This window comes from Vibrio bathopelagicus (genome assembly GCF_014879975.1).
Taxonomy (GTDB): domain Bacteria; phylum Pseudomonadota; class Gammaproteobacteria; order Enterobacterales; family Vibrionaceae; genus Vibrio; species Vibrio bathopelagicus.
Genome location: NZ_CP062500.1, coordinates 3,180,265 through 3,193,499 on the forward strand (window position 1 = coordinate 3,180,265; position 13,235 = coordinate 3,193,499).

Here is a 13,235-nt window from a genome sequence, read left to right on the forward strand (position 1 = left end):
GAATCGCTACGCAGGAAAATATGAAATTAAAAACGCAAGCTTACTTATTATCGAGCATCATCTTGATCGCTCTGCTAGCGCTAACTGCTACTGGTTTATGGACCTTGAGAGTCGCTAGTAACATGGACAACAAAGCTCGTGTGACAGAGCTATTTAAGAGCGCATACAGCATTCTTACTGAAGTCGAAAAAATGGCTATTGATGGCACTCTAGAAGAACAACAGGCCAAACAACTTGCTACTCGCCTACTACGTAACAACATTTATAAAGACAATGAATACGTTTATGTTGCGGATGAAAACATGACGTTTGTTGCGACACCTCTAGATCCACAACTACACGGAACCAGCTTTAATGATTTTAAAGACGGTGATGGAAATAGCGTTGGCCAACTCATTCAACGAGTACTTGGCAATCGCACTGGCCAGATCATTGAGTACACCTGGACACAAAAGCTTCCAGACGGAACGATTGAAGAAAAACTATCTATTGCAGAGAAGACTCCGCATTGGGGTTGGGTTGTAGGTACAGGTATCGGGTTCAATGAAGTCAATGCACGTTTCTGGTCAACTGCTCAATGGCAATTGTTTCTATGTGTCGTGATTGCTGGCCTTATTTTATCAAGCCTAATTGTGTCTATTAAGCGAATGCTGGCACTTCTTGGCGGCGAGCCTAAAGATGTAAGAGAAGCGGTACAAGCCGTCGCAGAAGGCCGCATTCAAACCTCTTTTGAAACTCAGGCAACAAACGGCAGTATTTATCACGCCGTACAACAAATGAGTAAGTCGTTAGCCGAGCTAGTCTCAAACCTTAATGCATCAATGCTGGCATTAAGAGGTGAGTTACAGCGCGTGGAAGATCGTGCAGGTTCTATTGCTCAGCTGACCGAGACTCAGCAACAGTCGACTGAGATGATCGCGACAGCTATGACGGAAATGGCCTCTTCAGCCAACAACGTTGCTGATTCAGCTGGCGATACCGCTCGTAATACCGATGAGGCCGACAAACAGAGCCAACATACTCAGCGCCTAATTCATAACACGGTAGATAACATTCAAGGTTTAGCAGGCCAACTCGGCACAGCCAGTGAAGCCGTCGCCAACTTAGATAGCGATGTACATAACATAGTCAAGGTTTTAGACGTCATCGGTGATATTGCAGAACAAACTAACCTTCTAGCGCTAAATGCGGCAATTGAAGCTGCACGTGCTGGTGAACAAGGTCGCGGATTTGCTGTTGTAGCAGATGAAGTTCGCAACCTTGCTGGACGAACACAATCAAGCACGAAAGAAATCCAGCTAATGATCAATAACCTTCAAGAAGGCTCTCGTAACGCAATAAAAACTATGGAAGTGTGTGCGACTACCAGTGAAAGCACCGTAACAGAGTCTCAAAAGGCCTCTGAAGCACTACAACAGATAGTTGTGGCGTTAGAGTCTATTTCATCAATGAGTCATCAAATCGCGACAGCCGCCGCAGAACAGACTCAGGTAAGTGATGATATTTCGAAGCGTATCAATATGATCGAAGAAAGTGGCAACCAACTGAGTAATGTAGTGACAGAAAGTCATAACAGCACTCAAACACTCGCCTCTCTTTCTAACGAATTAGAAGCTTGGGTTAATAGGTTTGAAGTAAAACACTAAACTCCCAGCAAAATTCTTAAATATAAAAGCACGTTTTCATACGTGCTTTTTTTATTTCGACGCCCATTCAGTGTAGTTAACCGTACTTTTACTATCTTTTAGAGCATGCTAGACCTAGGTTTTTCGCCCCAAATGAACAAAAACAACCCACTAAGTATAGAAAATCATCAAACAATACTTTTTTTGCAATTTAATGTTGACCCAGAACGCGAAAACACGTTTAATACACCTCGTCGCCCGGATAGCTCAGTCGGTAGAGCAGAGGATTGAAAATCCTCGTGTCGGTGGTTCGATTCCGCCTCCGGGCACCACAATTTATTTGTTGGTGTCCTAGACAACAACAGTAAAGCACAAAGAAATATTATGTGCCGACTTAGCTCAGTAGGTAGAGCAACTGACTTGTAATCAGTAGGTCACCAGTTCGACTCCGGTAGTCGGCACCATTTCTTTAAAGCTTTAAGAATAATTCCCCTTTAGTTCAGTTGGTAGAACGGCGGACTGTTAATCCGTATGTCGCAAGTTCAAGTCTTGCAAGGGGAGCCAAGTTAATCATCAAGCGTAAGCTTTTTGATTTATGATGCCGACTTAGCTCAGTAGGTAGAGCAACTGACTTGTAATCAGTAGGTCACCAGTTCGATTCCGGTAGTCGGCACCATTCTCTTGATTAGAGACTAAACAATCAATTCCCCTTTAGTTCAGTTGGTAGAACGGCGGACTGTTAATCCGTATGTCGCAAGTTCAAGTCTTGCAAGGGGAGCCAATTAAAAAAAGCCGCATCATTGATGCGGCTTTTTTGCATCTGAAGATCTAAACTTATTCATACAAGCCCTCTCACCTTTCTACTACCTCATTTAATTCGAAAACCAACCCTTTTAATACTCTTCTAAAGCAATCAAACTCTTCTCTTTAATTCCGTTCAAGCTATCACAACAACAAACTAGTCACTCTTGTAAAAAGTCAGTCATCACAAACGTACTAGTTTGGTTACCTTGCTGAAAAACGCTAGTAATGAGTACGGGAATTAAAAAGCTAAAGAATGAATTCAAATAAGCTCTAGAAAGGCTCAGTGGATTCCTTAAATTGAAGTGATATACGGATTCACTCTTTATCGAAACTATCCACCACAATCGCTCCCATAGACGCTGGCATAGAAATAACAATCACCCTTTTGATAGATACAATTGGATCGCTTAACAAAGGCAGTTTATCCAAACAAGTCAGCACCAAAGCGACAACCAATGCAGTCATCACATAAGCAATAACAATTCTGAAAATAAACACTGGCAACCGAGCGATGATATCTTTCTGAAATACACTCTCATACGTATAAAAGCCAAGGAATACAGCAGACAATAGAAACAACAACATCAAGTTAGCTGTAGGTAAAGTCTCCCCTAACTTCCAGGCCTCTTCAGAAAAGGAAATCGGCACAGCTAAAGCAAAAGATCCTACAAAGATCTGGCTCGCATCTTCAAAGTTAAAGCTTAGTTTCATAGAACTACCTTTAAGGCTTTTGGACTCAATCAATTTATCGAAGTAATACCAAACTATCCGTTCATGATCTTGGAGAGTTTGGGCTTCCAACTAACAAAGATAACTTTGTGTAACTTTATACTAGTCGCATTTACCAAAGCACAACTTGAATTAGTAAGCAGTAAATCATTAATCATTAACTGCAGAGCAATACATTGCTAATAACTTAAATACTATCCTTGGAATTGTTAGCCTTTATTAAGCCCATTAAACAAGGTGCTCAAATCCGTTTCGGAATGGCTTTAGGTTGACTGTATGTAAGAGTCGTTAAGTAATAACAAACAAGCTCTACCACGCTCTAAAGAGGTTTCTGACGCACAGCAAGTTCTTGTCTCCATCAACGAATTCCAACCTAATAGGTAGTGATCTTTGCAGACAAGCATATGAACAATGCAGGATAGCGATACCTTAATAAGTTGAGTAGCTAATTATTATGTAGGCAGTTAAAACATATCTAAATCATTCTCGATTAGAATCGCTAGAAAGCCTAGTTATTAGTATCTAGATATAGTACATCGCAAGTGATTGGGATTGGGATTGTAGGTAACCCCGAGTAACGTTGCCTAAGATACAGGTAAACCTAGTCTGTAAAGACTGGTTTTATGAGAGGGGCTGAAATGGCCTAGGTTGACACGGTCGCTCAATGAGCTAAGCCCATTTTCAAAATGTAGAAAGCCTCACTATTTCTAACGAGGCATTTTGGTCAGTGATGGCATTGTTGGGAAACCTTTTGCGATACTGGCTGGGCGACAACCAAATAATGATGCCAGAAATGACGAAAGCCTAATCGTGAGATTAGGCTTTCTAATAAGAGGCAGAATAGTTGAAGTTTATGACTTCAGGTAAACCATCACGGGACTCGTTCGACCAAAGAAGAGAATTACTATTATTTAGATGTAAAAAAGCCCCGCTATTTCTAGCGAGGCTTCTAAATAAGTGGCGGAGTGGACGGGACTCGAACCCGCGACCCCCGGCGTGACAGGCCGGTATTCTAACCAACTGAACTACCACTCCGCAGTGTCTATTCAGCATAATGCAATTTAAGCCTGACGATGTCCTACTCTCACATGGGGAAGCCCCACACTACCATCGGCGCTATTGTGTTTCACTTCTGAGTTCGGCATGGAATCAGGTGGGTCCACAATGCTATGGTCGTCAAACAAATTCTATTGTTAATTTGACTAATCAAATCAACTAAATAATGGTGCTGATACCCAGACTCGAACTGGGGACCTCACCCTTACCAAGGGTGCGCTCTACCGGGCTGAGCTATATCAGCAATTCAAGAACCGTCTTAAAACGATTTTGAAAACTTTTTGTCTTCACTTTTAAAAAGTGAAAATAAATTTGGAGCCTGGCGATGTCCTACTCTCACATGGGGAAACCCCACACTACCATCGGCGCTATTGTGTTTCACTTCTGAGTTCGGCATGGAATCAGGTGGGTCCACAATGCTATGGTCGCCAAGCAAATTTTAAAATTCGGAAAGCTAATCTAAAAGTGTCTCTTCAAACTCATTCAAGGTCTGTCTTTGAGTCCACAAAACCCCTTGGGTGTTGTATGGTTAAGCCTCACGGGCAATTAGTACAGGTTAGCTCAATGCCTCGCAGCACTTACACACCCTGCCTATCAACGTCGTAGTCTACGACAACCCTTTAGGACGCTTATAGCGTCAGGGAAAACTCATCTCAAGGCTCGCTTCCCGCTTAGATGCTTTCAGCGGTTATCGATTCCGAACTTAGCTACCGGGCAATGCCATTGGCATGACAACCCGAACACCAGAGGTTCGTCCACTCCGGTCCTCTCGTACTAGGAGCAGCCCCTTTCAATTTTCCAACGCCCACGGCAGATAGGGACCGAACTGTCTCACGACGTTCTAAACCCAGCTCGCGTACCACTTTAAATGGCGAACAGCCATACCCTTGGGACCGACTTCAGCCCCAGGATGTGATGAGCCGACATCGAGGTGCCAAACACCGCCGTCGATATGAACTCTTGGGCGGTATCAGCCTGTTATCCCCGGAGTACCTTTTATCCGTTGAGCGATGGCCCTTCCATTCAGAACCACCGGATCACTATGACCTGCTTTCGCACCTGCTCGAATTGTCATTCTCGCAGTCAAGCGGGCTTATGCCATTGCACTAACCACACGATGTCCAACCGTGTTTAGCCCACCTTCGTGCTCCTCCGTTACTCTTTGGGAGGAGACCGCCCCAGTCAAACTACCCACCAGGCACTGTCCGTAACCCCGATTCAGGGGCCAACGTTAGAACATCAAAACTACAAGGGTGGTATTTCAAGGACGACTCCACCACATCTAGCGACGCGGTTTCATAGTCTCCCACCTATCCTACACATGTAGGTTCAATGTTCAGTGCCAAGCTGTAGTAAAGGTTCACGGGGTCTTTCCGTCTAGCCGCGGGTACACTGCATCTTCACAGCGATTTCAATTTCACTGAGTCTCGGGTGGAGACAGCGTGGCCATCATTACGCCATTCGTGCAGGTCGGAACTTACCCGACAAGGAATTTCGCTACCTTAGGACCGTTATAGTTACGGCCGCCGTTTACCGGGGCTTCGATCAAGAGCTTCGACCGAAGTCTAACCCCATCAATTAACCTTCCGGCACCGGGCAGGCGTCACACCGTATACGTCATCTTACGATTTTGCACAGTGCTGTGTTTTTAATAAACAGTTGCAGCCACCTGGTATCTGCGACTCTCGTCTGCTCCATCCGCAAGGGACTTCACTGATAAGAGCGTACCTTCTCCCGAAGTTACGGTACCATTTTGCCTAGTTCCTTCACCCGAGTTCTCTCAAGCGCCTTGGTATTCTCTACCCGACCACCTGTGTCGGTTTGGGGTACGATTCCTTACAATCTGAAGCTTAGAGGCTTTTCCTGGAAGCATGGCATCAATGACTTCACTACCGTAGTAGCTCGACATCGTATCTCAGCGTTAAAGAAAGTCCGGATTTACCTAAACTTTCCGCCTACATACTTGAACCTGGACAACCGTCGCCAGGCCCACCTAGCCTTCTCCGTCCCCCCATCGCAATTGTAAGAAGTACGGGAATATTAACCCGTTTCCCATCGACTACGCCTTTCGGCCTCGCCTTAGGAGTCGACTTACCCTGCCCCGATTAACGTTGGACAGGAACCCTTGGTCTTCCGGCGAGGGAGTTTTTCACTCCCTTTATCGTTACTCATGTCAGCATTCGCACTTCTGATACCTCCAGCAGCCCTTACAGACCACCTTCAACGGCTTACAGAACGCTCCCCTACCCCACATACCCTAAGGTACGTAGCCGCAGCTTCGGTGTATAGCTTAGCCCCGTTACATCTTCCGCGCAGGCCGACTCGACCAGTGAGCTATTACGCTTTCTTTAAATGATGGCTGCTTCTAAGCCAACATCCTGGCTGTCTGAGCCTTCCCACATCGTTTCCCACTTAGCTATACTTTGGGACCTTAGCTGGCGGTCTGGGTTGTTTCCCTCTCCACGACGGACGTTAGCACCCGCCGTGTGTCTCCCGGATAGTACTTACTGGTATTCGGAGTTTGCAAAGGGTTGGTAAGTCGGGATGACCCCCTAGCCTTAACAGTGCTCTACCCCCAGTAGTATTCGTCCGAGGCGCTACCTAAATAGCTTTCGGGGAGAACCAGCTATCTCCAGGTTTGATTGGCCTTTCACCCCTAGCCACAAGTCATCCGCTAATTTTTCAACATTAGTCGGTTCGGTCCTCCAGTTGATGTTACTCAACCTTCAACCTGCCCATGGCTAGATCACCTGGTTTCGGGTCTAATCCTAGCAACTGTACGCCCAGTTAAGACTCGGTTTCCCTACGGCTCCCCTAAACGGTTAACCTTGCTACTAAAATTAAGTCGCTGACCCATTATACAAAAGGTACGCAGTCACACCACGAAGGTGCTCCTACTGCTTGTACGTACACGGTTTCAGGTTCTATTTCACTCCCCTCACAGGGGTTCTTTTCGCCTTTCCCTCACGGTACTGGTTCACTATCGGTCAGTCAGTAGTATTTAGCCTTGGAGGATGGTCCCCCCATATTCAGACAGGATATCACGTGTCCCGCCCTACTCGATTTCACTGATTATGATGTGTCGGTTACGGGGCTATCACCCTTTATTGCGAGACTTTCCAGACTCTTCACCTGCATCATTAAAAGCTTAAGGGCTAATCCAATTTCGCTCGCCGCTACTTTCGGAATCTCGGTTGATTTCTCTTCCTCGGGGTACTTAGATGTTTCAGTTCCCCCGGTTTGCCTCCTGTTGCTATGTATTCACAACAGGATACGTGCTTATGCACGTGGGTTTCCCCATTCAGAAATCCCAGACTCAAAAGGTTATTACTACCTAATCTGGGCTTATCGCAAGTTATTACGTCTTTCATCGCCTCTGACTGCCAAGGCATCCACCGTGTACGCTTAGTCACTTAACCATACAACCCGAAAGGGTCTTAGTGTATGGCAACTAACCAAGGTTTTTGGTTGTCATCAAGAAGGGTTAATTCTTGATAACTGTTTGCCGGACTCAATTGTGAATCAAATAAATTTGATTCGAATACAAGACACTTGAATGTGTTTGTTGTGTTTATCTAATGAAAGATAAACATTGAGAACTTTTAAATTTGATTTGAATTACTCGTAAGTAATCAAATCAGTCAGCTTTCCAAATTGTTAAAGAGCTTGATTCATAAAGAACCATTTTTAAATATTTTCAGATAAAAACACTTAAAGATGGTGGAGCTATGCGGGATCGAACCGCAGACCTCCTGCGTGCAAGGCAGGCGCTCTCCCAGCTGAGCTATAGCCCCATCTTTGTTTCTAGTCGATATTGGTGGGTCTGAGTGGACTCGAACCACCGACCTCCCGCTTATCAGGCGAGCGCTCTAACCAGCTGAGCTACAGACCCAATATCGTCTCTTTTACTTTCTAAACCTAATCAATCTGTGTGGACACTCATCGTAAATATCTTCGTATAAGGAGGTGATCCAGCCCCAGGTTCCCCTAGGGCTACCTTGTTACGACTTCACCCCAGTCATGAACCACAAAGTGGTGAGCGTCCTCCTCGAAAGGTTAAACTACCCACTTCTTTTGCAGCCCACTCCCATGGTGTGACGGGCGGTGTGTACAAGGCCCGGGAACGTATTCACCGTGACATTCTGATTCACGATTACTAGCGATTCCGACTTCATGGAGTCGAGTTGCAGACTCCAATCCGGACTACGACGCACTTTTTGGGATTCGCTCACTATCGCTAGCTTGCTGCCCTCTGTATGCGCCATTGTAGCACGTGTGTAGCCCTACTCGTAAGGGCCATGATGACTTGACGTCGTCCCCACCTTCCTCCGGTTTATCACCGGCAGTCTCCCTGGAGTTCCCGACATTACTCGCTGGCAAACAAGGATAAGGGTTGCGCTCGTTGCGGGACTTAACCCAACATTTCACAACACGAGCTGACGACAGCCATGCAGCACCTGTCTCAGAGCTCCCGAAGGCACACCTGCGTCTCCGCTGGCTTCTCTGGATGTCAAGAGTAGGTAAGGTTCTTCGCGTTGCATCGAATTAAACCACATGCTCCACCGCTTGTGCGGGCCCCCGTCAATTCATTTGAGTTTTAATCTTGCGACCGTACTCCCCAGGCGGTCTACTTAACGCGTTAGCTCCGAAAGCCACGGCTCAAGGCCACAACCTCCAAGTAGACATCGTTTACGGCGTGGACTACCAGGGTATCTAATCCTGTTTGCTCCCCACGCTTTCGCATCTGAGTGTCAGTGTCTGTCCAGGGGGCCGCCTTCGCCACTGGTATTCCTTCAGATCTCTACGCATTTCACCGCTACACCTGAAATTCTACCCCCCTCTACAGCACTCTAGTTCACCAGTTTCAAATGCAGTTCCGAGGTTGAGCCCCGGGCTTTCACATCTGACTTAATGAACCACCTGCATGCGCTTTACGCCCAGTAATTCCGATTAACGCTCGCACCCTCCGTATTACCGCGGCTGCTGGCACGGAGTTAGCCGGTGCTTCTTCTGTTGCTAACGTCAAGAGATAGCGCTATTAACACTACCCCCTTCCTCACAACTGAAAGTACTTTACAACCCGAAGGCCTTCTTCATACACGCGGCATGGCTGCATCAGGCTTTCGCCCATTGTGCAATATTCCCCACTGCTGCCTCCCGTAGGAGTCTGGACCGTGTCTCAGTTCCAGTGTGGCTGATCATCCTCTCAGACCAGCTAGGGATCGTCGCCTTGGTGAGCCATTACCTCACCAACTAGCTAATCCCACCTAGGCATATCTTGACGCGAGAGGTCCGAAGATCCCCCTCTTTGGCCCGTAGGCATTATGCGGTATTAGCCATCGTTTCCAATGGTTATCCCCCACATCAAGGCAATTTCCTAGGCATTACTCACCCGTCCGCCGCTCGACGCCCATTAACGCACCCGAAGGATTGTTAGTGTCGTTTCCGCTCGACTTGCATGTGTTAGGCCTGCCGCCAGCGTTCAATCTGAGCCATGATCAAACTCTTCAATTTAAGATTTTGTGACTCAACGAATACTGACTTCAAAACTACTATGTAATTTTAAAGCTATTACCATTCCAACAGAATGGTAATGAATTGACTGTGCCAAATAACCGAAGTTATTCGTATTGGTCACTCAGTTCATTGAAATCAATTTTGATTCCGAAGAATCTGTTTTATCTAACGATAAAACGTTTTGATATTCATCAACGAGTGCCCACACAGATTGATAGGTTTAAATTGTTAAAGAGCTTTGCTTTCAGTGCCTTAGCACGTAAGCAGGACGCGTATAATACGCTTTCCACTTTGAAAGTCAACATAAAACTCTAAGAAACTTAGAACTCTATGGTGACTTGTCTAGAAACTAGACAAAGTCGAAATTAAAGCCTGGCGATGTCCTACTCTCACATGGGGAAACCCCACACTACCATCGGCGCTATTGTGTTTCACTTCTGAGTTCGGCATGGAATCAGGTGGGTCCACAATGCTATGGTCGCCAAGCAAATTTTAAAATTCGGAAAGCTAATCTAAAAGTGTCTCTTCAAACTCATTCAAGGTCTGTCTTTGAGTCCACAAAACCCCTTGGGTGTTGTATGGTTAAGCCTCACGGGCAATTAGTACAGGTTAGCTCAATGCCTCGCAGCACTTACACACCCTGCCTATCAACGTCGTAGTCTACGACAACCCTTTAGGACGCTTATAGCGTCAGGGAAAACTCATCTCAAGGCTCGCTTCCCGCTTAGATGCTTTCAGCGGTTATCGATTCCGAACTTAGCTACCGGGCAATGCCATTGGCATGACAACCCGAACACCAGAGGTTCGTCCACTCCGGTCCTCTCGTACTAGGAGCAGCCCCTTTCAATTTTCCAACGCCCACGGCAGATAGGGACCGAACTGTCTCACGACGTTCTAAACCCAGCTCGCGTACCACTTTAAATGGCGAACAGCCATACCCTTGGGACCGACTTCAGCCCCAGGATGTGATGAGCCGACATCGAGGTGCCAAACACCGCCGTCGATATGAACTCTTGGGCGGTATCAGCCTGTTATCCCCGGAGTACCTTTTATCCGTTGAGCGATGGCCCTTCCATTCAGAACCACCGGATCACTATGACCTGCTTTCGCACCTGCTCGAATTGTCATTCTCGCAGTCAAGCGGGCTTATGCCATTGCACTAACCACACGATGTCCAACCGTGTTTAGCCCACCTTCGTGCTCCTCCGTTACTCTTTGGGAGGAGACCGCCCCAGTCAAACTACCCACCAGGCACTGTCCGTAACCCCGATTCAGGGGCCAACGTTAGAACATCAAAACTACAAGGGTGGTATTTCAAGGACGACTCCACCACATCTAGCGACGCGGTTTCATAGTCTCCCACCTATCCTACACATGTAGGTTCAATGTTCAGTGCCAAGCTGTAGTAAAGGTTCACGGGGTCTTTCCGTCTAGCCGCGGGTACACTGCATCTTCACAGCGATTTCAATTTCACTGAGTCTCGGGTGGAGACAGCGTGGCCATCATTACGCCATTCGTGCAGGTCGGAACTTACCCGACAAGGAATTTCGCTACCTTAGGACCGTTATAGTTACGGCCGCCGTTTACCGGGGCTTCGATCAAGAGCTTCGACCGAAGTCTAACCCCATCAATTAACCTTCCGGCACCGGGCAGGCGTCACACCGTATACGTCATCTTACGATTTTGCACAGTGCTGTGTTTTTAATAAACAGTTGCAGCCACCTGGTATCTGCGACTCTCGTCTGCTCCATCCGCAAGGGACTTCACTGATAAGAGCGTACCTTCTCCCGAAGTTACGGTACCATTTTGCCTAGTTCCTTCACCCGAGTTCTCTCAAGCGCCTTGGTATTCTCTACCCGACCACCTGTGTCGGTTTGGGGTACGATTCCTTACAATCTGAAGCTTAGAGGCTTTTCCTGGAAGCATGGCATCAATGACTTCACTACCGTAGTAGCTCGACATCGTATCTCAGCGTTAAAGAAAGTCCGGATTTACCTAAACTTTCCGCCTACATACTTGAACCTGGACAACCGTCGCCAGGCCCACCTAGCCTTCTCCGTCCCCCCATCGCAATTGTAAGAAGTACGGGAATATTAACCCGTTTCCCATCGACTACGCCTTTCGGCCTCGCCTTAGGAGTCGACTTACCCTGCCCCGATTAACGTTGGACAGGAACCCTTGGTCTTCCGGCGAGGGAGTTTTTCACTCCCTTTATCGTTACTCATGTCAGCATTCGCACTTCTGATACCTCCAGCAGCCCTTACAGACCACCTTCAACGGCTTACAGAACGCTCCCCTACCCCACATACCCTAAGGTACGTAGCCGCAGCTTCGGTGTATAGCTTAGCCCCGTTACATCTTCCGCGCAGGCCGACTCGACCAGTGAGCTATTACGCTTTCTTTAAATGATGGCTGCTTCTAAGCCAACATCCTGGCTGTCTGAGCCTTCCCACATCGTTTCCCACTTAGCTATACTTTGGGACCTTAGCTGGCGGTCTGGGTTGTTTCCCTCTCCACGACGGACGTTAGCACCCGCCGTGTGTCTCCCGGATAGTACTTACTGGTATTCGGAGTTTGCAAAGGGTTGGTAAGTCGGGATGACCCCCTAGCCTTAACAGTGCTCTACCCCCAGTAGTATTCGTCCGAGGCGCTACCTAAATAGCTTTCGGGGAGAACCAGCTATCTCCAGGTTTGATTGGCCTTTCACCCCTAGCCACAAGTCATCCGCTAATTTTTCAACATTAGTCGGTTCGGTCCTCCAGTTGATGTTACTCAACCTTCAACCTGCCCATGGCTAGATCACCTGGTTTCGGGTCTAATCCTAGCAACTGTACGCCCAGTTAAGACTCGGTTTCCCTACGGCTCCCCTAAACGGTTAACCTTGCTACTAAAATTAAGTCGCTGACCCATTATACAAAAGGTACGCAGTCACACCACGAAGGTGCTCCTACTGCTTGTACGTACACGGTTTCAGGTTCTATTTCACTCCCCTCACAGGGGTTCTTTTCGCCTTTCCCTCACGGTACTGGTTCACTATCGGTCAGTCAGTAGTATTTAGCCTTGGAGGATGGTCCCCCCATATTCAGACAGGATATCACGTGTCCCGCCCTACTCGATTTCACTGATTATGATGTGTCGGTTACGGGGCTATCACCCTTTATTGCGAGACTTTCCAGACTCTTCACCTGCATCATTAAAAGCTTAAGGGCTAATCCAATTTCGCTCGCCGCTACTTTCGGAATCTCGGTTGATTTCTCTTCCTCGGGGTACTTAGATGTTTCAGTTCCCCCGGTTTGCCTCCTGTTGCTATGTATTCACAACAGGATACGTGCTTATGCACGTGGGTTTCCCCATTCAGAAATCCCAGACTCAAAAGGTTATTACTACCTAATCTGGGCTTATCGCAAGTTATTACGTCTTTCATCGCCTCTGACTGCCAAGGCATCCACCGTGTACGCTTAGTCACTTAACCATACAACCCGAAAGGGTCTTAGTGTATGGCAA

At 47.1% G+C, this 13,235-nt stretch carries 2 protein-coding genes, 9 tRNA genes and 6 rRNA genes; 6 read left to right on the forward strand and 11 right to left on the reverse strand.

Features of this window, described 5'->3' with window-relative positions:
- The first annotated feature begins 20 nt into the window (after positions 1-20).
- The 6 genes from IHV80_RS14110 (at position 21) to IHV80_RS14135 (ending at position 2,406) form a co-directional block, all read left to right on the forward strand.
- Positions 21-1,646 (forward strand): methyl-accepting chemotaxis protein, encoded by a 1,626-nt coding sequence (locus IHV80_RS14110; protein ID WP_192889443.1) that lies wholly within the window; start codon positions 21-23, stop codon positions 1,644-1,646.
- Between the two features lie 235 nt (positions 1,647-1,881).
- A tRNA-Phe gene (locus IHV80_RS14115) sits at positions 1,882-1,957 on the forward strand.
- A gap of 56 nt (positions 1,958-2,013) precedes the next feature.
- A tRNA-Thr gene (locus IHV80_RS14120) sits at positions 2,014-2,089 on the forward strand.
- A 24-nt stretch (positions 2,090-2,113) separates the two neighbouring features.
- Positions 2,114-2,189 (forward strand) — tRNA-Asn (locus tag IHV80_RS14125).
- Between the two features lie 36 nt (positions 2,190-2,225).
- A tRNA-Thr gene (locus IHV80_RS14130) sits at positions 2,226-2,301 on the forward strand.
- A 29-nt stretch (positions 2,302-2,330) separates the two neighbouring features.
- Positions 2,331-2,406, forward strand: a tRNA-Asn gene (locus IHV80_RS14135).
- A 338-nt stretch (positions 2,407-2,744) separates the two neighbouring features.
- On the opposite strand, the gene IHV80_RS14140 is transcribed toward IHV80_RS14135, so the two are convergent.
- The 11 genes from IHV80_RS14140 to IHV80_RS14190 form a co-directional block, all read right to left on the reverse strand.
- A complete protein-coding gene (locus tag IHV80_RS14140) occupies positions 2,745-3,140 on the reverse strand; it encodes a DUF2391 family protein (RefSeq protein WP_102555975.1) in 396 nt (131 codons plus the stop codon).
- A 976-nt stretch (positions 3,141-4,116) separates the two neighbouring features.
- Positions 4,117-4,193: transfer RNA gene (locus IHV80_RS14145), tRNA-Asp, on the reverse strand.
- 30 nt (positions 4,194-4,223) lie between these two features.
- A 5S ribosomal RNA gene (gene rrf / locus IHV80_RS14150) occupies positions 4,224-4,339 on the reverse strand.
- A 42-nt stretch (positions 4,340-4,381) separates the two neighbouring features.
- Positions 4,382-4,458: transfer RNA gene (locus tag IHV80_RS14155), tRNA-Thr, on the reverse strand.
- A 73-nt stretch (positions 4,459-4,531) separates the two neighbouring features.
- Positions 4,532-4,647: ribosomal RNA gene (gene rrf / locus IHV80_RS14160) — 5S ribosomal RNA — on the reverse strand.
- A 92-nt stretch (positions 4,648-4,739) separates the two neighbouring features.
- Positions 4,740-7,633 (reverse strand): 23S ribosomal RNA (locus IHV80_RS14165).
- A gap of 299 nt (positions 7,634-7,932) precedes the next feature.
- Positions 7,933-8,008 (reverse strand) — tRNA-Ala (locus IHV80_RS14170).
- 21 nt (positions 8,009-8,029) lie between these two features.
- Positions 8,030-8,106: transfer RNA gene (locus tag IHV80_RS14175), tRNA-Ile, on the reverse strand.
- A 67-nt stretch (positions 8,107-8,173) separates the two neighbouring features.
- A 16S ribosomal RNA gene (locus IHV80_RS14180) occupies positions 8,174-9,728 on the reverse strand.
- Between the two features lie 373 nt (positions 9,729-10,101).
- Positions 10,102-10,217 (reverse strand): 5S ribosomal RNA (rrf, locus tag IHV80_RS14185).
- 92 nt (positions 10,218-10,309) lie between these two features.
- Positions 10,310-13,203, reverse strand: a 23S ribosomal RNA gene (locus IHV80_RS14190).
- Together the 16S, 23S and 5S rRNA genes with 4 tRNA genes alongside form the textbook arrangement of a ribosomal RNA operon.
- Positions 13,204-13,235 lie beyond the last annotated feature (32 nt).

Bases quoted from the DNA above. Each gene is read 5' to 3' on its own strand.
- IHV80_RS14110 (WP_192889443.1), top strand. From the start codon at position 21: ATGAAATTAAAAACGCAAGCTTACTTATTATCGAGCATCATCTTGATC.
- IHV80_RS14140 (WP_102555975.1), bottom strand. From the start codon at position 3,140: ATGAAACTAAGCTTTAACTTTGAAGATGCGAGCCAGATCTTTGTAGGA.